Origin of the sequence: Glutamicibacter sp. TV12E (genome assembly GCF_052441935.1) — a bacterium.
Taxonomy (GTDB): Bacteria; Actinomycetota; Actinomycetes; order Actinomycetales; family Micrococcaceae; genus Glutamicibacter.
This window is the reverse complement of sequence record NZ_JBQVVF010000001.1, coordinates 3,584,353-3,602,245: the sequence shown is the minus strand read 5'-3', so window position 1 is coordinate 3,602,245 and position 17,893 is coordinate 3,584,353. Positions and strand designations below refer to the sequence as shown.

The window sequence follows — 17,893 nt, the reverse complement described above, 5'->3', positions numbered from 1 at the left end:
TGGGTTGCCTAGATCGCGCTGGGTTCCATGCCAGCGGCTTTCAAATAGCTGTTCAGGGTGTGGGCGCGGTGCTCGCGGCAGGCGGCCTCGATCTGCGCCGGGGTGGCGTGATCCGCAATCAAATCCAGCAGCGCGTCGTGTTCCTTGACGGATTCACGGGCGCGGTAGGGGATATGCGTGAAGCTGCTGGCCCGCATGGCTGCCAGGCGGCGCCAGCCGCGCTGCACCAGATCCAGGATGTGCGGGTTGGGGCACTGCCCGTAGAGCAGCTGGTGGAATTCGGTGTTCATCCGGGTGAATGCCACCGGATCGAAGTCCTCCAGGCATTGGCGCATCGTCTCATTCAGCTCCCGGGCCTTGGCCAGCCAGGCGGCATCCATGGAGCCGGCGGCCAGCGCGGTGGCTGCCGGTTCGATGATCATCAGCGTCTGCATGGTGTGCAGGTACAGGGTCGAATCCACATGGGCCACGGTTGCCCCGACGTTGCGGGTGAAGTGGACCAGGCCCTCGGCTTCGAGCCGGCGGATGGCTTCGCGAACCGGCACGACCGAGCAGCCCAGCTCATCGGCGATGGTCCCCAGCACCAGGCGGTAGCCCGGGGTGTAGGCGCCGTTGGTGATTCGTTCGGAGACCAGCTGGTAGGCGGCCTCGGACTTGGAGGCGGACGTTACAGTGCCCATGAGTCCAGCTCCGGGCTGCCGGCGTCTTTCCACGCGTGGTATTTGGCTTTCCATTGCGCGTTCATCGGGAACAGGCCCTCGATGCCGTAGCCGCGCTTGACCATGGCGAAGATGAATTCGTCATTGGATTCGGTGATGACCGCTTCAGCGGCGACTTCCTCCACCAGTGCTGGCGGGATGACCACGATGCCGTCCGAGTCGGCCACGATCACATCTCCGGGCTGGACCGAAACGCCGCCGCAAGCCACGGTGATGTCCTTGTCCCAGGCCACATGCTTGCGCCCGAGGACTGCCGGGTGGGCTCCGTTGTAGAAGACCGGAATCTCCAAGTTGGAGACCGCGTCAAGGTCGCGCACGCCGCCATCGGAGATGATGCCAGCCGCGCCGAGCTGCTGGGAGCGTAGTGCCAGGATGTCGCCCAGGGTGGCGGAGCCGGTTTCGCCGCGGGCTTCCATGACGAGGATTTCACCGTTCTCCAGCGAGTCGATGGACTGCTTCTGGGTGTTGTATCCGCCGCCGTGGGCCTTGAAGAGATCTTCGCGGTTGGGGATGTAGCGCAGGGTGCGGGCGGTGCCGATGACGCGCTGCATGCCCTTGGTCGCGCCGGGCACTTCGATGTTGACGTTGTTCAGCCCGCGTTTGCGCAGGGTGGCGGACAGGGTGGCGGTGGCTACCGAGGCCAGCTGCTCGCGGACCTTGTCGGTGAGCACGTCCTTGCCGGTGACCACCGGTGGCAGGCCGGCCGAGGCGCGGTCGCCATAGGCATCTTCCTTGTCCTTGTCGCTGGCCTTGGGCTGGTTGCCGAAGGAGCCAAAGGTGGCCGTTCCCTCGGTGGCCGTGGTTTTCAGCTTGCCGGTGGTGGTGCCGGTGATCAGGTCGGTGACTTCGACTTCCACGACGTCTCCGGGGAAGAATACGGTGGAGCCGGCGGGAGTTCCGGTGAGGATGATGTCGCCGGGCTGCAGGGTCATCTGCTGGGAGAGGTCTGCAATGATCTGCGCGAAGGAGAACAGCAGCTCGGAAGTGGTGGCATCCTGTGCGAGCTGGCCGTTGACCCAGGTCTGCACGCGCAGCTTGGCGGGGTCCAAGGCGGCGGCGCCCAGTGCGTTCGGGCCCAGCGGGGTGTAGCCGTCGCCGGACTTGGAGCGGATGTTCGATCCCTTGTCCGCGTACTTCATGTCATGCACGCCCAGGTCGTTGGAGGCGGTGACCGAGCCTACGTGGTTCCATGCCTCTTCTACCGTGACGCGGCGGGCGGCGGTGCCGATGATCAGCGCGATTTCGCCTTCGAATGCCAGCAGCTCGGTGCCGGCTGGACGCTCAACGGTGCCATTGGTGGCAGCCAGGGAACTGCTGGCCTTCATGAAGTAGCTCGGGAATTTGGGAGTACGGCCGCGCTGTGCCGCGCGGGAGGAGTAGCTCAGGTGCACGGCCAGAACTTTGCCTGCCTGGGCGAAGGTCTCTTCGGTTACTGGGACAGTAGTGGTCACCGTTGATCGTCCTGCTTTCGTCATACATCATCTCGTACATCAAATCGTATACGATCAGTGTGCTCGCAATCTCATCCGCTGTCAAGGAGGCCATGGAAAGTTCCTGCTCGATTGACCGCCGTGGACCGGGAATCCGCGGAGTGGCGGGGTAAAACAAAGGCGCCGTTCAAAGTGGATTACTTTGAACGGCGCCTTCAGCCGGTGCGGCGGTTCACTTGACCTCACCTTCGGTTACGCGCGAATCGCATCGACAATCCGCACCCTCGCGGCCACGAGCGCCGGGAGGACACCGGTCAGCGCGCCAACGGCGATCGAAACCGAGATGCCGGCCAGGGCTGCTCCAATGGGGAACGCGGGCATCTGATCGATGCCAGAGCCAACGATCATATTGATCACCTTCGGGTTGGTCACCACGGCCACGGAAATCAGCACGCCCAGCCCGCCGGCAACGGCGGTGGCGACAACGCTTTCCATCATCACCGAGAAGAAGACCCTGCCGGTCGTTGCGCCAAAGCTGCGACGGATGCCCACCTCTCGAATGCGCTGCTTCATGGTCACCATGGCCACGTTCAACAGGCTCAAGGATCCAAGCAAAAGAATGATCCCGGCAATGCCGCCGGCTACCATGGCCAATTGCTTCAGGCTCTCATCCCCGCCCCAAGACAAATAGTCGGAGCGCATGGACTCAACAGAGTATCCGGGAAGTTCGGCCTGCATTTGCACGGCGAAATGCGCAGCCAACTCCTCGGGGCCTTCAATGGGGACCCACATTTCATAGCTGGCATCAGCCAATGGCGAGGTGGCGGCAAACCAATGGTCATAGGTTTGCGGGAGCATCCACATCTGTCCGCCAAGTCCGCCATCCCTGGTTGACGTCGCCCCAATCACCGTGACCGAAACCTTCTGCGCTCCTGCATTAATTTCAATGGAGGCGGGCAGCGGCCCCTGATCCAATCCCAGCTCCTGGTAAAGGGTCCGATCCACTACCACGGTCGGAGCCAGGTTTTGCGCATCTTCGGCTTCCAGCCAACGGCCATGCTGCGCGAAGATCCGGTGAATCGGAGCGTAGTCGGGATCCACGACCATGACTTCCGAGTCGATGGTGGCATCTTGAGCGGAGGCTTTGAAGCCGTAAGTCCGGGAAACCATGGACGCGTAGTCAACGTCAAAGCGCTCAGCGGTTTTCGTGAATGCGTTGGCGACCTGCGCGTTGGCCGAAGGGAACTGTTCGCCCTGCTCGCTAAATGCGTAGGTATTGATCAGTGCCGGCCGGCCGTTGCGTTCCAGCTGTTCGGTCATCAGCTGCTGTGCCATGCCGGCTCCGGCAACTGCCGTGGTCAACGATGCCACGGCGATGGTGACGCCTACCAGGGACAACAAGACGCGCAGCTTGTGGATCCGCAGTTCCTGCCAAGCTTCCAGCAGTGCCGCCACGAATCCGGTGAAGAGTCTAAGCAAGGAATTCACCGCGCCACCTCCTGTGCCATCGTTTTGAGCATTCCGTCTTCCAGACGGAATTGCTCGCGGGCCAGTGCCGCGACATTGATGTCGTGAGTGATCGTGATCAGTGCGGCGCCGGATTCGACCGTAGCGGCATCTAGCAATTCCATGACTGCCCGGCCGGTAGCTACATCCAAAGCGCCGGTCGGTTCATCGGCCAGGACAACTCGCGGCCGGCGCACCAGCGCCCGGGCAATTGCCACGCGCTGTTGCTCACCGCCCGAAAGGGTCTGCGGCATCGAGTCCAAGCGGGCACCGAGCCCCACCTTTTCCAGAGCCTCGGCCGCGAGGGTTCTCCGGTGCCAGAAATCACGGCCGGAGGCATACATCAATGGAGCCATGACATTCTCCAGGGCGGTGCGCCCGGGTAGCAGATTGAACTGCTGGAATACGAAACCGAGGTCGCGGCCGCGCGCATGGGCTGCGCGCCGGGCACTGAGCCTGGTGGCATCTTGTCCACGCCACGCCAGGCTGCCCGAGGTAGGCCGGTCCAATAGGCCCAGGATATTGAGCAGGGTGGATTTGCCGGTGCCCGAGCGTCCAACAATGGCGATGTGATCACCTTCGGAAACTGACAAGTTGATGCCGTTCAAAATGTGCAGCTCGCTGTCATCGGGCAGCAATACGCTGCGAGTGACATTTTCGAGCTTCAGCAGCTGGGCATCACTCATCAGGGAATGATCTCCATGCCCGGATCCATTTCAACGGCAGGGGCCGATCCCGGGACATATCGCAGAACTTCGGCATCGGCCTTGAGGCCGGAGCGGACCTCCACCACCTTGCCATCGGTGATACCGAGTTCTACTTCGGTGCGGATCTCCTTGCCTTCGCCGTTCAGGATCCAGACGGCGCCTTTGCCAACGAGCCCACGCACGCTGGTCACCGGCACGGTGAGCACATCGTCTGCAGAACCCGCATTGACATCCATGTTCATATCCAGGCCGTCGAATACGACAACGTCCTTGGGGACATTGCAGGAAATTTCACTGCCCGAACTCGATTCGCCCTGCGCATCAACAGCAGGATCAGCCATTTCAGCGTCTTCCCCAGATGTTTCAGGTTCTACGTTCTTTGATGCAGAGTCGCCGATGCTGAGGTTTTTGCAGGTGAAGGGTTCAGGTCCGCCTTCAATGCTGACGGTGGCTTCAAGTGTTTCATCCATGATCCGGTAGCGATCCAGTGCCTTGATCGTTCCCACAGCGTGGAAGCCTTGCGGCTGCACCGTCGCGAGGCTTGCGCCCTTTTCGACATCATCGCCGATCTCGATATCGAACTTTCCAATTTTGCCTGTAGCTGGTGCATAAACATCGTGATAGGAGACGGTCGTTTCCGGCGAGCGGATTTCCGAGTCTGCGTCTGCATCTGCCTGCGGCTGATCTTGGGCAGTGGTTTCCTCTGTTGTTGCCGGCTCCGTCGAACTTTCGACGCGAATCTGGAAGATCTTGTCGCCTTGGCTGACGTTGTCGCCAACCTTCACAAAGGCCCAATTGACGACGCCTGTGGAGGGCGCGGTCAGGGGCTGGGAATCGACAAGCTCGATGGTTCCCGGAATTGAAAGCGAGTTCTTGATCGTCTCTTTTTCGACGAGGACAGTCTCCGCCGGGATTTCACCGGAAGGATAAAGCTGGTCGTCGGCGGCTGGAGAGCTCCCGCTGAAGGCTAGTTTTACTAAGCTGACGGCAATCAGCGCGCCGATGATTAACCACGCGCTGGGCAGGATGAAGCGTCTGAAGACGCGTCGTTGGCTCATGCTACATCTCTATTCATCCTATCTTTTTATCAAAACACTCAGGTAATACCAAGCTGATACGCAGATAGTATCCATATTGTTATTTGTTTTTCTAGACTTTTACACATCAGGTCAAGCGGTATTTTTTGGTTAAGTGATGTGAGTTCTTGCGGTGCGAGGCTGACGCGTCTCAAGCTCCCAGGGTAAGTAGATCGTAGTTATGGGGAGCAGTCCCGCAAAATGCTGGCACATAATCTTGAAGCCCGAATCAGCGGTGATCCGAGCTTCAAGACATTCAGTAATTCATTGCTGCGTGTCCATCATGATGCTGATGGCTCCTACTTGGACACGGACTTGCTATTGGTGGACGTTGCCCAGGAAGCGGTCGGAATGGACAACCGGTAGGCCTTCTTCTTTGACTGCTTTAGGGTCAACTTGGCAGTTCCTTTTTTGAGCGAGACCGTCTTCAAGGTCTTCCATGAGTTACCGGATTTGACCTGGAATTTGGCTTTCTTGGCGTTGTACTGGGCGTATCGGTACTTTTCCGGTGAATACACTTGGGCCTTGGCTGTCAGTGTTACCTTACTGCCGGAGCGTTTCGCTGACAGGGAGCTTTTGGTCTTGCCGCGAACCTGGAAGCTCTTGCTGGTCCGATCGGTGTAATCAACGTAATCGGTATCCTGGTACCCAAAGTACGAGTCCCAGTAACTATAGGTAGCCGATACATCTGCTGGTCCCACTTTGTAGGTGCCCAGTCCGTCCCACGAGGGGCAGATTAGAGCGCGATCTGACACTTTGCGGTTCTCAAACCTCAGTGAATCAACCAAGCCACCATTTCGGGTGACATCGATGAATGCGTACGCGTCTTCGTAGTCGCTCTTGACCTTCGAAGATGCCTTGACTGAGACATTATGGCAATTCGAATCGGCCACGGTGATGGACGAAACGGAGTAGCCGGTTATGTCGATCGGCCGTTCGCTAGCTTGCGCTGGCGCCGTGCCCGCAAGCAGCAGGCCGCTGAGAGCCAAACCGGCGGTCGCCATGCGAATCAGGCGGGTTGCGGAAAGTTGCATGAAGTTCTCTCCAAGTGAGTGCGAGTGGATATTCAAGAAGGATTTTCTTGAATGTTCAAACTATAAGTGATGAGCCGGACATCTAAGGCCACCGGGCGGCTACGTCCGACTGAGCGGCGCCCCGCGAGACCCTGAGGGACCGAAAGGAGCACCTGGCCTAGTGGCTGGCTGAACCAACAGAGGCAGGGCTTTGGTTCCCGAACAACTTGCTGGGGCTGCGTTGGCCCTAGGACCCTGAGCATTGGACCTCGCGTAGGAATGTTGCGAAGTTTGGCCTCGAATCGAAATCTATCTTCAATGCGGGCTCGGCGCTGGCAAAATGTAGCCATGCGACTCATTCTCATTCGACACGGGCAGACAGCGTCTAATATTGGACGCCACCTGGATACAGGCGCGCCGGGCGCGCCACTCACCGAGCTGGGCCACGAGCAAGCAAGAGCTTTGCCCGAAGCATTGGAAGGCCAGAGAATTGATGGCATTTTTTCCTCGAATCTACTGCGCACCCAACAAACCGCTGCACCTTTGGCTCAAGCGCGAGGCTTGTCGATACACATTCGTGCCGGGTTGCAAGAAATTCCTGCTGGTGATCTGGAAATGGCCAACGACGAGGAATCCATTCAGAGCTATCTCGGGGTCGTTATGGAATGGGCGGCCGGGAACGTGCAGGGAAAAATGCCTGGAACTGCGTGCACCGGTGCCATGGTCCTAGGCAAATTTGATCAGGTGGTCGATGAAATCCTGGGGCAAGGACTCGAAGCGGCAGCATTGGTGTCCCATGGAGCAATTATTCGCGCTTGGGTAGGATCGCGCGCAGCCAATCTTGAACCTGGATTCACAGCTCGAACTCCGATTTCGAATACGGGTGTTGTTGTGCTTGAGTACAGAGCGGGCCATTGGGTCGTCGTCCAATGGCAGGAGCAAGCCTTGGGTGGTCGTGAACTCGATGACCGGGGCGACGACGGGGCAGCGGCGCAAGCGCAGACTGCTGAATGAGGCCAGGGCCTTACTGCCAGATCCGCAATTCTGGAAGGCGTGCGGTACTTCGACGCCCGCGGAAACTGGGTGGTTGCGTTCTTCAAATCTGGAAATCTTGTGCTGGGAGGGCCGTTGCTCGAATACCGGAGTGCGCTGACAAACCGTGTTCGACTTGGGCGCATCATCGGCAGCGATAGAAATGCACTGAACCTTTCATTTCTTGGCTGATATTCTTCCCTCTAATTGCTGGCAAAAACCTCAGAGTCGGCGTAGTCTATCGCCATATCGTTGTCTCGAATTGGGGGATTTGAAGACGCTTTGAAACACTCGCATTCATTACGCATCTTTAGATGTATTGGGGATTATTCCTGAGCCGTTGAGTCACTTGGGGTGACTGCACTGAGGTTTGGCCATTTAAAATGCAGGTCAGAGCCTCTAATTCGTACGCTCATTTGGCAAATCACTCCTGCGCCGGATGATTTGCCGCAGACATTCTTGTTGGGGGAAAGATGTCTAAGCATCAAAGGCGCGGCGCCTTTATGCCATTTTTGCGCTTTCGTTTAATATCTAAAAAACTATTAAAGCCACTTTTAGCGGTAATTTCGTCAACTGCGTTGTGTATTGCAGTGACAATTCCGGGTTTGGCCGTGGCTGCCGAACCAACCACCGGGGTAGAAACCCAAAAAACAGAGACGGTCGCATCGCCGGAGGAGACGACTGCGGACGCGTCAAAACAGTCAGAACAGAGCACAGGGACATCCACGAAAACTCCCGCTCTCAAATCGGAACCTAGTTCAACTGCTGTGGAACCGGAAACCGAAGCGGCAGAGCCATCCGAGTCGCCGGAGCTTGTGAAGAAGTCAGCGCCCGCCAAAGTAGATAAGCCTACAACCATCCAGGCGCCGGCTGTTAAAGCTGAGCCGTCGGCCGATGAATCAAAAGCAACGGCCACCAAGAAGACTGCAAAGGCGCCAAGTCCTACTCCAACGGAATCGGCTGCCGAATCCACGAAGGCTGAGGCCAAGGCCTTAGAAGCCGCTGCGGCCGCATTGGAACCAGGCGAGCCTGTCACGTGTGACTACAACCAGGACATGGGTTCAATCAACACGTTCATGCAAAAGAACGATGTGATGGCCGACTACGCCAACGGCAATATCAACAGCGGCCTGTATGAAGGCGGAGTTGTCCATCAGCGAATTCAAATGACCCTGCCCGCAGGCGAGAACGAGCTCGTTCTCAAATACCAGGTCAAGCAAGCCGGGAAGTGGGCCTATGACGAATTGCTGAACCAAACTGTCGATGGCGCAACGATTACCGGCTGGACCGTAGTGCCCGGCTCCGGCGATGACCGTCAGGACACTGTCTATGTCACCCTCTGGGTTGATGGGGAAGAGGGCGACGAGGCCAACGTGACCCTGTACTTTGATGCCCACATTGCATCAGAACTTGATCACGGCCCGGGAACAGGTGCCTCATCAATTAATGGTTCTCCCTACCATGTTTATATTGAGTCCTTGAATTGCAAATCGGCTGGTCAGCGCGATAATCAAATTCAAGCCAGTGCAGTCCAGGCCGGCAAGGTGACCATCGTTAAAGAAGCAACACCGGCTGATGGCACCGATTTTGACTTCACGATTCACGAAAACCGTTTTGGAAATTCAACAGGATTCAGTCTTGACGACAGTGCTGATTCTGACACCGGAGCAAGCCTGCCGGACTCGGTGACCTATACAGTCACGCCATCCACGGTGACCGTCACTGAAGCAGATCTTCCCTCCGGGTGGAACCTGTCCGATATCTCTTGTACTGATAGCGGCGCCACTCGCTCTGGCCAAGCTATCAGCTTCGAGTTGAGCGATAACGAGGAAGTTACCTGTACCTTCGTCAACAGCAAGACGACCTACAAGGAATTGACCCTTGAGAAGGACGTCAAGGCATCGTTCGATCGGGACTATGACTGGCAGCTGGAAAAGTCGCTGGCCGACGGACAAGATGCAACGGTCAAGTCCTCGGAAACAGGAGTCGAGGTTGACTACAACGTTGTAGCCACCGCCAGCGACGCCCAGGACGACAACTTCGAGCTCTCCGGGAACATCACGGTCAATAACCCCAATGATGCAGCGATCAGCGGCGTGACGCTCACCGACCAGCTGGATGGGGCCAACTGCGTCATCTCCGCCGGAGGATCACCGATCAGCAATCCGGTGACTGTAGATCCGGGCGAGACTGTTTACACGTACACATGCGATCTGCCAGAGGGGACCAGTGCATCGAGCTCTGGCACCAATACTGTCAGCGCGACATGGAACGCCGATGCCTATTACGGCACCGACGGCGAGGCGAGCGCATCTGCTGATTACGATTTTGCCACAGTCACCCCAACGGTGACCGATGACGAAGTCACAGTCACGGACAGCGAATTCGACCTCTCATCGGTTGAAGGCGGCAATGTTGTCACCGTCGCGGACAGCCCGAAAACCTTTGCCTACAGCATCACCTGGGACGGGGTTCTCGGACAGTGCACCGATTACGTGAATACGGCAAGCTTGGCCGATGACGACGGCCAGGTCTTGACGGATGACGCTGCTGTGGAAGTTTGTTTGGGGCAGGACCTGAACATCACCAAGAACGTCGTATCCAGCTTCAACCGGAGCTATGACTGGAGCATCGTCAAGGACGCCATCGGAGAGCAGCCATATACTGCGGATCCAGAAACTGGCGAATTCACAGCTGAATACTCGGTGACCGTCACCCCAGAAAGCTACTCGGATAGCGATTGGGCCATGAGCGGGCAAATCACCGTGGAAAATCCCAATGATTGGCAGTCGGTCTCAACCACCGTCAGCGATCAGGTGGATGTTGGCGGTGGAGCTGCATGCACCGTGGTTAGCGTCGTTGGCCATCCAGAGATCATGGATGCTGATCCAGGAACAGCCGGCTTCCAGATCGAGATTGCGGCCGGGCAGACGCTGGCTTTCGACTACAGCTGCACCTTTGAATCCAAGCCTAATTACGAGGGCAGCAACACTGCCGAAGTGACTTGGTCTGCAGACGAAGCATTCACCGCTTCGGGCAGCGCGCAGGAAGTCGTTCCGGTGAATGCCGATGACTGGACGCAGACTCCTCTCAACGACACGGTCGAAGTCACTGACCCGTTGCATGAGTTCGACCCGGCATGGGTTATCCACTATTCGGATGGAGTGCAGACAAAGACCTACACCTACACCTGGACGGTGGAGGACGCAGGAACTTGCCAGAACTTCATGAACACCGCAACGATCACCGGCAGCAACCAGCTGGTCAAAAGCGATGACGCCGAAGTCCAAGGCTGCTACGAGGCTGGCCTCACGGTAACCAAGGACGTGCAGGCATCCTACGACCGAACCTACCTCTGGGACATCGACAAGAAATTGGCCGAAGGCCAATCACCTGACGTTGTCGTAGAAGAAGACGGCACAGCTACGGTGAAGTACACGGTTGACGTGGACAACACCGGCTACACCGATTCTGATCAGCAGATCTCAGGCAGCATCACGGTCAACAACCCCAATGACTTCGAAGATATTGAGGTCACGGTCAGCGATCAGAACACGCTGCTTGCCGAATGCACCATCAATGCTGAGGACAGCAATCCAGATCTGGCCGGGGTACAGCAACTTGTGCCACGCAACGACTCTGTTGTTGTTGCCTACACGTGCGACGCATCAGAGGTGACCGAAACTGACTACAGCGGCCAAAGTAATACCGCGGTGGTTACCTGGGGCGATGGACAACAAGCTGAAAGCCAGCCGGTGCCCATTGAGTTCATGCTCGATGAAGCCATCGACGAATCTGTCGAAGTCTTCGATGACAATGCGGACCCTGAAAGCGAAGCCACGCTCTTGGGAACCGTGAACCAGGCAGAGGCACCGAAGTCATTCACCTACGAGACCACCTACGAAGTGCCGCGGGATCAATGCCTGGTCTTCACCAACACCGCATGGGTGGTGCTCACGGGAGATGATGTCAGCGATTCACAAGATGTCAGCATCTGTGATCAGAAGAATCTGACTATCACCAAAGATGTGATGGCCAGCTACGAAAGGGATTATGACTGGTCTGTTGAGAAGCAGGTAGACCAGAGCCAATTCACCGTGGCCGGAGATGGCACGGTCACCGCGCGCTACACGGTGAAAGCCACCGCTGGAGACGCGCAGGATTCGTCCAAGCAGGTTTCGGGAAGCATCACCATTTCCAACCCGAATACCCAGGTGGGTGAATTGACCGGTACGGTCACTGACTTGGTATCCATCCCGTCGGCCAGCTGCACCATACTCGGTGCTGACGCCGATGAATCCATGGACGGCTTCCAGGTAGTGCTCGCAGACGGGCAAAGCATCGTGCTTGATTACGAGTGCTCGATACCGGCAGGTACCGATATCAGCTCGGTCTACGACAACACGGCTACCGTGACCTGGGGCCAGGAACGCCAGGCCCAGGATGTTGTGGAGTTCGAATTCGAGCAGGTCAAGCTCACCGATGACAGCGTCGAGGTCATCGATGACAAGACAGTTCCCGGCGAAGAAGTTTCGCTGGGCACCGCCACCGTCCAGAATTCGCCGGTGACCTTCGAATACGATGTTCAGCTCCAGGGAGTGGCCGGCACTTGTACCGACTACACGAACACCGCCGTGGTCAACGAGGCAACGGAGCAAGGGGAAGAAAATACCGCAACCGCCACCACCACGGTGTGTGCCGGAGCGGATATGGACATCTCCAAGAACGTTGTCACCTCCTTCGACCGTTCCTACATCTGGGGACTTGAAAAGGAACTGCTTTCCGGCGAACCGCTGGCAGCAAATCCGCAAACCGGCGAGGTCACTGCCGAGTACCGGGTCACCGTTACTCCTGAAGGCCATGAAGATGGCAATTGGGCAATGAGCGGCGAGATCACGGTCAGCAACCCTAACGACTGGCAAGACGCGCCAGTCACGGTGCAGGATTTTGCTGATGTGGGCGGCGAAGTAGCCTGCACCATCACGTCGGCCCAGGGCGAAGCCGTAGCAGACATGTCTGCGGAAGAGCCAGGATTCCAAACCGTGATACCGGCCGGAACCCAGTGGGTCATGACCTATTCATGCACCTTCGAGTCCCAGCCGGCCTATGACGGCCACAACACCGCAACGGTGGACTGGGATGCCCAGGCACTGAATACCATCAACGGCGATGACTCGGCCACGGTTGAAATCACGGAAGACGACTGGTCCCAGACACCGCTGAACGACACAGTGACCATCACCGACAGCCGCCACGAATTTGATCCTGAGTGGACGGTCAATGTTGAAGACGGAGTCCAAAGCCGGGACTACTCGGTGACTTGGACCGTAGACGAGGCGGGAACCTGCCAAGTCTTTGAAAACGTCGCCACCCTCACCGGTGATGACGGATTCACCGCCACGGACAATGAACTTGCCCAGGCCTGCCGCGAGGCAGCCCTTCAAATCAGCAAGAGCGTTGAGGCCAGCTACGACCGCACCCATCAGTGGACGATTGAGAAGTCACTGGCTGAAGGCCAGGACGACAAGGTCACCGTTGATGGCGAGGGGGCCGCGCCGATTGATTACATGATCAACGTGGAAAACACTGGATACGAGGATTCGGGATGGATGCTGGACGGAGTCATCACGATCACCAACCCGAACCAGTACACCAGCATCGATGCCACGGTCCAGGACACCGTGGATCTGGACGGCATCATCTGCACCACGTCGCAGCCGGCGGTCACCATACCGGCCAACGGCAGCATAGACGTTGGATACAGCTGTGATGTCTCTGCCGGGGTGGATTCTTCCTCCTACAGCGGCGGCACCAACACCGCAACAGTCAGCTGGGGCGATGAAAGGGAGTCCAGCACGCAGGTGCCTATCGAGTTCGCGCTTGATGCCGAAACCGATCGGGAAGTGGGCATCTGGGACGACAAATCGAACCCTGACGAGCCGGTGCTATTGCGGAACGTCAGTGTGGATGACTCGCCAGTCACCATCGAGTACACCGTGGAGCATGACGCACCAGCCGGCCAATGCGCCAGCTACACCAATACTGCGTGGATCGATATCCAAGCAGGGGAGGATCCACGGGATCAAGTCACCGTAGAATTGTGCGGCTTGCTTGATTTGATGGTGTCCAAGGATGCTGAAGCCAGCTTCGACAGGACCTACTTGTGGGACCTCGAGAAGAAGGTGGACCGCACGGAAGTCACGGTAGCTGAAGACGGAACTGCGGACTTCTCCTACACCGTGTCGGCGGTGCCAAAGGGCGTAGAAGATTCTGCGCATGAGGTGCACGGCATGATCACCCTGATCAACCCGAACCGGTTTGAATCAGCTTCCACGGTGGCAACCGTGGCTGATGAAATCAGTATCGAGGGAGTCACCTGTACCATCCAGGCCGAGGACAGCGACCCGCAAACCGAAGGATTGCAGGTTCCGCTTCCGGTAGGCCAGGACGGCGATGGCGCCACAGTTCAGCTTCCATATAGCTGCACCGGAGAACCGCAAGAACTCTCCGGCAGCAATACGGTCACTGCCACCTGGGGCGAAGATTCCACGGTTGCTGCAACGGTTCCCGTTGACTACCTGTTGGATGAAGAAACCAACAAGCAGGTCACCGTCATGGATGACAAGACCAACCCTGATGAGCCAGTGATCCTGGGCGAAGCAATCTGGAATGCCGAGGGCACTCCGATTGATTTCGACTACACCCTGCGTCACCAGGCACAGGCTGGCACCTGTACCGAGTTCACCAACACCGCGGTGATCGAGCAGACCGGTGCCGATGATTCCACAACGGTCACCCTCTGCGGACAGATGGCCCTGGGACTGGAAAAGACCGCCAAGGCATTGGTGGATCTGGACTACGAATGGGACGTCGTGAAGCAGCTGGATCAAAGCCGCCTCGAATACAACGAGGACGGAACGCTCAACGCCCACTACAGCGTGGAAGCACGCAACACTGGGGTAGCCGAAAAGAACTTGCGGCTATCTGGAACAGTCCTGGTTTCGAATCCAAATGATTTTGATTCCATCACTGCTACGTTGGCTGATCAGGCCAACACCGCCGGCGTCACCTGCAGGATTGACGCAAAGGATGCCGATGAAGCCGCAGCTGGCCTGCAAGTTGTCATCAATGCCGGAGAAAACTTGGGGGCCCGGTATGAATGCGACCTGGCCAGCTGGCTGACCACTGAGGCCTTTGAAGGAGCCGTCAATACCGTGACGGCAACCTTTGAAGGACGAGAAGTCAGCGCTGAAGCATCGATTGATTTCGAAACTGATGAAATCACCGATGAGACAGTCACCGTCACCGACGACATGATGAACCCAGACGGAGAGCCGAAGGTTCTCGGCGAAGTTCATGTCCTGCAGTCGCCACAACAATTCGACTACGAACTCACGGTCGAACCCGAGGAAGGAACATGCACGGTCTACACCAATACCGCAGCTGTCCACGAGGACACGGATGGCAACGGCAAAGACGAATCAAGAGTTGATTTGCAGGTGTGCATCGAGCAGGGCCTGATGGTGGCCAAGAGCGTCAATGCCCAGTATCTGCGAGACTACGATTGGTCAGTTCTCAAAGACGCCAAGCAGACGCAGTTCAAGGTCGAAGCCGACGGACACGCCACAGCCGACTACACGGTTGAGGCCAAGCTGGAGGGATATGAGGATCAAGAATTCACCGTTAGCGGCGAGATTACCGTAGCGAATCCGAACGACTTCAAGGACACCGAAGTCCTTGTGGAAGACAAGATCTCGCTGGAATCGTCCACCTGCACCGTTGAAGGATTAAACGATGGCAAGCTGAACATCCCAGCTGGGGAAACCATCACCTTGAACTACAGCTGCTCGTTCGACGAACCTGTGGCTGAAGCCGACTACACCGGCCAAGAGAACAAGGTGAATATCAGCTGGAGCGATGAGAATGGGGATGCTCAGTCGGTCAGCGCCACTGCACCGCTGGACTTCAAAGCCGCTGAAGTCCAGGACGAGAAGGTAACCGTCCTCGACGATTACGCCAACCCGGATCACGCAAGGGAACTGGGCACCGTAACCGCCGATGAGAAGAGCAAGAAGTTCACGTACACCATGGACCTGGCCGGTGTCGCCGGCAAGTGCCAGACGTGGACCAATACCGCCACCGTTGAAGAATCCGCATCGCAAGATGAGAACAACTCGGATTCCGTGGACGTGGAGGTTTGCTCCGAAGCACCACAGGCTGCACCTCCGGCTCCGCCGGCACCACCTGCAGCACCGCCAGCCCGGCCAGCGCCATTGGCAGCAACGGGCATGGATGAAGGACTGTTGTGGCTGGTTGGTTCAGCTTCGATGGCCATCATCGCGGGGGCATTGATGTTGCTCCGCTACCGCCGCAGGACGCACTAGCCCTCGGTAAATACAGCGAATGCCGGGTCAGCCACAAGGCTGATCCGGCATTCGCTGTGTGCTGGGTATTCCAGCGGGGACTGAACTAGGCTTGAGCGTCAGCCCGTGCCGCGGCGGCTTCGCGCTCGTCAGCTTCGCGCAGTGCGCGTTCCACGCGATCAACGTCGCGGACCGCGCCCTTGTCTGCGGACAAGGCCATGGCTGCATAGGCACGCAGCGCAGGGGAGACCACGCGCTCGCGGCTTGCAGGGCGGTAGCCGGTGGTCGCGATCAAGCGCTCGCGGCGTTCGGCCAAGACCTCTTCGGAGACGTTCAGGGTCAGCTCGCGGGTCGGGATGTCGATGGAGATGGTATCCCCGTCTTCCACCAACGCGATCATGCCGCCGGAGGCCGCCTCGGGCGAGACGTGTCCGATGGACAGGCCCGAGGTGCCGCCGGAGAATCGGCCGTCGGTGATCAGCGCGCACGACTTGCCCAGGCCGCGTCCCTTGAGGAACGACGTCGGGTAGAGCATTTCCTGCATGCCGGGACCGCCCTTGGGGCCCTCATAGCGGATGACAACAACGTCGCCTTCCTTGACCTGCTTGTTCAGGATCTTTTCTACAGCTTCATCCTGTGATTCGCAGACTACTGCCGGGCCGGTGAAAGTCCAGATCGATGGGTCCACGCCTGCGGTCTTCACCACGGCGCCGTCCACGGCGATGTTGCCGCGCAGGACGGCCAGGCCGCCGTCCTTGGAGTAGGCGTGCTCGACCGAACGGATGCAGCCGGCTTCCGAGTCGGTGTCCAGCGTCTCCCACTGGGCCGACTGCGAGAAGGCGGTGGAGGAACGCACTCCGCCTGGGCCTGCATGCCACAGGGCGCGGGATTCTTCGCTGGCGCGGCCGCCGCGGATATCCCACTCGTCGAGCCACTCGCCCATGGTGGCGGCGTGTACGGTGTGGACGGTTTCATCCAGCAGTCCGCCACGGCGCAATTCGCCGAGGATGGCAGGAATGCCACCGGCGCGGTGGACATCTTCCATGTAGTAGATCTTGCCGCCTCCGGCAGCGTTGGGCGCCACCTTGGCCAGGCATGGCACGCGGCGGGAGACCGCATCGATTTCATCCAGCCCGAAGTCCACTTCGGCCTCGCGGGCCGCGGCCAGCAGGTGCAGGATGGTGTTGGTGGAACCGCCCATGGCGATATCCAGGGCCATGGCGTTGCCGAAGGCTTCGACGGTGGCGATGCTGCGTGGCAGCACCGAATTGTCGTTCTCGCCGTAGTAGCGGTTGGCGATGTCCACCACCACCTTGCCGGCGTTTTGGTACAGGTCCTTGCGGGCGGTGTGGGTGGCCAGCGTGGAACCGTTGCCCGGCAGCGACAGGCCCATGGCTTCGGTCAGGCAATTCATCGAGTTCGCGGTGAACATGCCGGAGCAGGAGCCGCAGGTCGGGCAGGCCGATTCCTCGATGCGCAGAAGGTCTGCGTCCGAGACGTTTTCGTTCACTGCTTCGGAGATTGCATCCACCAGGTCCAAGGTGCGCACGGTGCCGTCGACCAAGGTGGCGCGGCCAGCTTCCATCGGACCACCGGAGACGAAGACGGTCGGGATGTTCAGGCGCAGTGCGGCCATGAGCATGCCCGGGGTGATCTTGTCGCAGTTGGAGATGCAGATCAGCGCGTCGGCGCAGTGGGCGTTGACCATGTATTCCACGGAGTCCGCGATGAGGTCGCGGGAGGGCAGCGAGTAGAGCATGCCGCCATGGCCCATGGCGATGCCATCATCGACGGCGATAGTGTTGAATTCGCGGGGGATGCCGCCGGCAGCCTCGATGGCTTCGGAAACAATGCGGCCTACCGGCTGCAGGTGGGTGTGCCCGGGAACGAACTCGGTGAAGCTGTTGGCCACGGCGATGATTGGCTTGCGGCCAAGATCTGCGCCATTAACGCCGGCTGCGCGGAACAGTGCGCGGGCGCCGGCCATATTGCGGCCATGGGTAACGGTGTGTGAACGAAGTGTGGTCATTTTAAAATCTCACCACAA

General features: G+C 58.5%; 10 protein-coding genes. 2 read left to right on the top strand and 8 right to left on the bottom strand.

Going from position 1 to position 17,893, the window contains the following annotated elements; translation table 11 throughout:
- Positions 1 to 8: 8 nt before the first annotated feature.
- The 6 genes from ACT7DV_RS17065 to ACT7DV_RS17040 all read right to left on the bottom strand — a co-directional run bounded on the left by ACT7DV_RS17065 (position 9) and on the right by ACT7DV_RS17040 (position 6,472).
- Positions 9 to 680, bottom strand: a complete 672-nt coding sequence (locus ACT7DV_RS17065) for a GntR family transcriptional regulator (RefSeq protein WP_444664397.1) — start codon at positions 678 to 680, stop codon at positions 9 to 11.
- Positions 668 to 2,194, bottom strand: a complete 1,527-nt coding sequence (locus ACT7DV_RS17060; protein ID WP_444664395.1) for a fumarylacetoacetate hydrolase family protein — start codon at positions 2,192 to 2,194, stop codon at positions 668 to 670. The genes ACT7DV_RS17065 and ACT7DV_RS17060 overlap by 13 nt, the downstream gene beginning before the upstream one ends.
- Positions 2,195 to 2,401: 207 nt before the next feature.
- The gene (locus ACT7DV_RS17055; RefSeq protein WP_444664394.1) at positions 2,402 to 3,637 is read right to left on the bottom strand and encodes an ABC transporter permease; all 1,236 of its coding nucleotides are present in this window, start codon (positions 3,635 to 3,637) and stop codon (positions 2,402 to 2,404) included.
- On the bottom strand, positions 3,634 to 4,341 hold the full coding sequence (locus ACT7DV_RS17050) for an ABC transporter ATP-binding protein (protein ID WP_444664392.1): 708 nt from the start codon (positions 4,339 to 4,341) through the stop codon (positions 3,634 to 3,636). Before ACT7DV_RS17050 ends, ACT7DV_RS17055 begins: the two co-directional genes overlap by 4 nt.
- Positions 4,341 to 5,420 carry an efflux RND transporter periplasmic adaptor subunit gene (locus tag ACT7DV_RS17045; protein WP_444664390.1) on the bottom strand — a complete coding sequence of 360 codons (1,080 nt, stop codon included), beginning with the start codon at positions 5,418 to 5,420 and terminating at the stop codon, positions 4,341 to 4,343. The genes ACT7DV_RS17050 and ACT7DV_RS17045 overlap by 1 nt, the downstream gene beginning before the upstream one ends.
- 317 nt (positions 5,421 to 5,737) lie before the next feature.
- Positions 5,738 to 6,472 carry a hypothetical protein gene (locus ACT7DV_RS17040; protein WP_444664388.1) on the bottom strand — a complete coding sequence of 245 codons (735 nt, stop codon included), beginning with the start codon at positions 6,470 to 6,472 and terminating at the stop codon, positions 5,738 to 5,740.
- A 327-nt stretch (positions 6,473 to 6,799) separates the two neighbouring features.
- On the opposite strand from ACT7DV_RS17040, the gene ACT7DV_RS17035 reads away from it, so the two are divergent.
- On the top strand, positions 6,800 to 7,465 hold the full coding sequence (locus ACT7DV_RS17035) for a histidine phosphatase family protein (RefSeq protein WP_444664386.1): 666 nt from the start codon (positions 6,800 to 6,802) through the stop codon (positions 7,463 to 7,465).
- 502 nt (positions 7,466 to 7,967) lie between these two features.
- Here ACT7DV_RS17035 and ACT7DV_RS17030 read toward each other — a convergent pair.
- Complete coding sequence (locus ACT7DV_RS17030) at positions 7,968 to 8,456, bottom strand: hypothetical protein (protein ID WP_444664384.1); 489 nt, start codon at positions 8,454 to 8,456, stop codon at positions 7,968 to 7,970.
- 103 nt (positions 8,457 to 8,559) lie between these two features.
- Between ACT7DV_RS17030 and ACT7DV_RS17025 the strand changes: the two genes are divergently transcribed.
- A complete protein-coding gene (locus ACT7DV_RS17025; protein WP_444664382.1) occupies positions 8,560 to 15,867 on the top strand; it encodes a prealbumin-like fold domain-containing protein in 7,308 nt (2,435 codons plus the stop codon).
- Between the two features lie 85 nt (positions 15,868 to 15,952).
- Here ACT7DV_RS17025 and ilvD read toward each other — a convergent pair whose 3' ends face one another.
- Positions 15,953 to 17,875, bottom strand: a complete 1,923-nt coding sequence (gene ilvD / locus ACT7DV_RS17020; RefSeq protein WP_444664380.1) for a dihydroxy-acid dehydratase — start codon at positions 17,873 to 17,875, stop codon at positions 15,953 to 15,955.
- Between the last annotated feature and the right edge of the window lie 18 nt (positions 17,876 to 17,893).

Excerpts from the sequence above, each read along its gene's own strand:
- ACT7DV_RS17065 (WP_444664397.1), bottom strand. The coding sequence starts at position 680 with ATGGGCACTGTAACGTCCGCCTCCAAGTCCGAGGCCGCCTACCAGCTG.
- ACT7DV_RS17060 (WP_444664395.1), bottom strand. The coding sequence starts at position 2,194 with ATGACGAAAGCAGGACGATCAACGGTGACCACTACTGTCCCAGTAACC.
- ACT7DV_RS17050 (WP_444664392.1), bottom strand. The coding sequence starts at position 4,341 with ATGAGTGATGCCCAGCTGCTGAAGCTCGAAAATGTCACTCGCAGCGTA.
- ACT7DV_RS17045 (WP_444664390.1), bottom strand. The coding sequence starts at position 5,420 with ATGAGCCAACGACGCGTCTTCAGACGCTTCATCCTGCCCAGCGCGTGG.
- ACT7DV_RS17040 (WP_444664388.1), bottom strand. The coding sequence starts at position 6,472 with ATGCAACTTTCCGCAACCCGCCTGATTCGCATGGCGACCGCCGGTTTG.
- ACT7DV_RS17035 (WP_444664386.1), top strand. The coding sequence starts at position 6,800 with ATGCGACTCATTCTCATTCGACACGGGCAGACAGCGTCTAATATTGGA.
- ACT7DV_RS17025 (WP_444664382.1), top strand. The coding sequence starts at position 8,560 with ATGCAAAAGAACGATGTGATGGCCGACTACGCCAACGGCAATATCAAC.
- ilvD (WP_444664380.1), bottom strand. The coding sequence starts at position 17,875 with ATGACCACACTTCGTTCACACACCGTTACCCATGGCCGCAATATGGCC.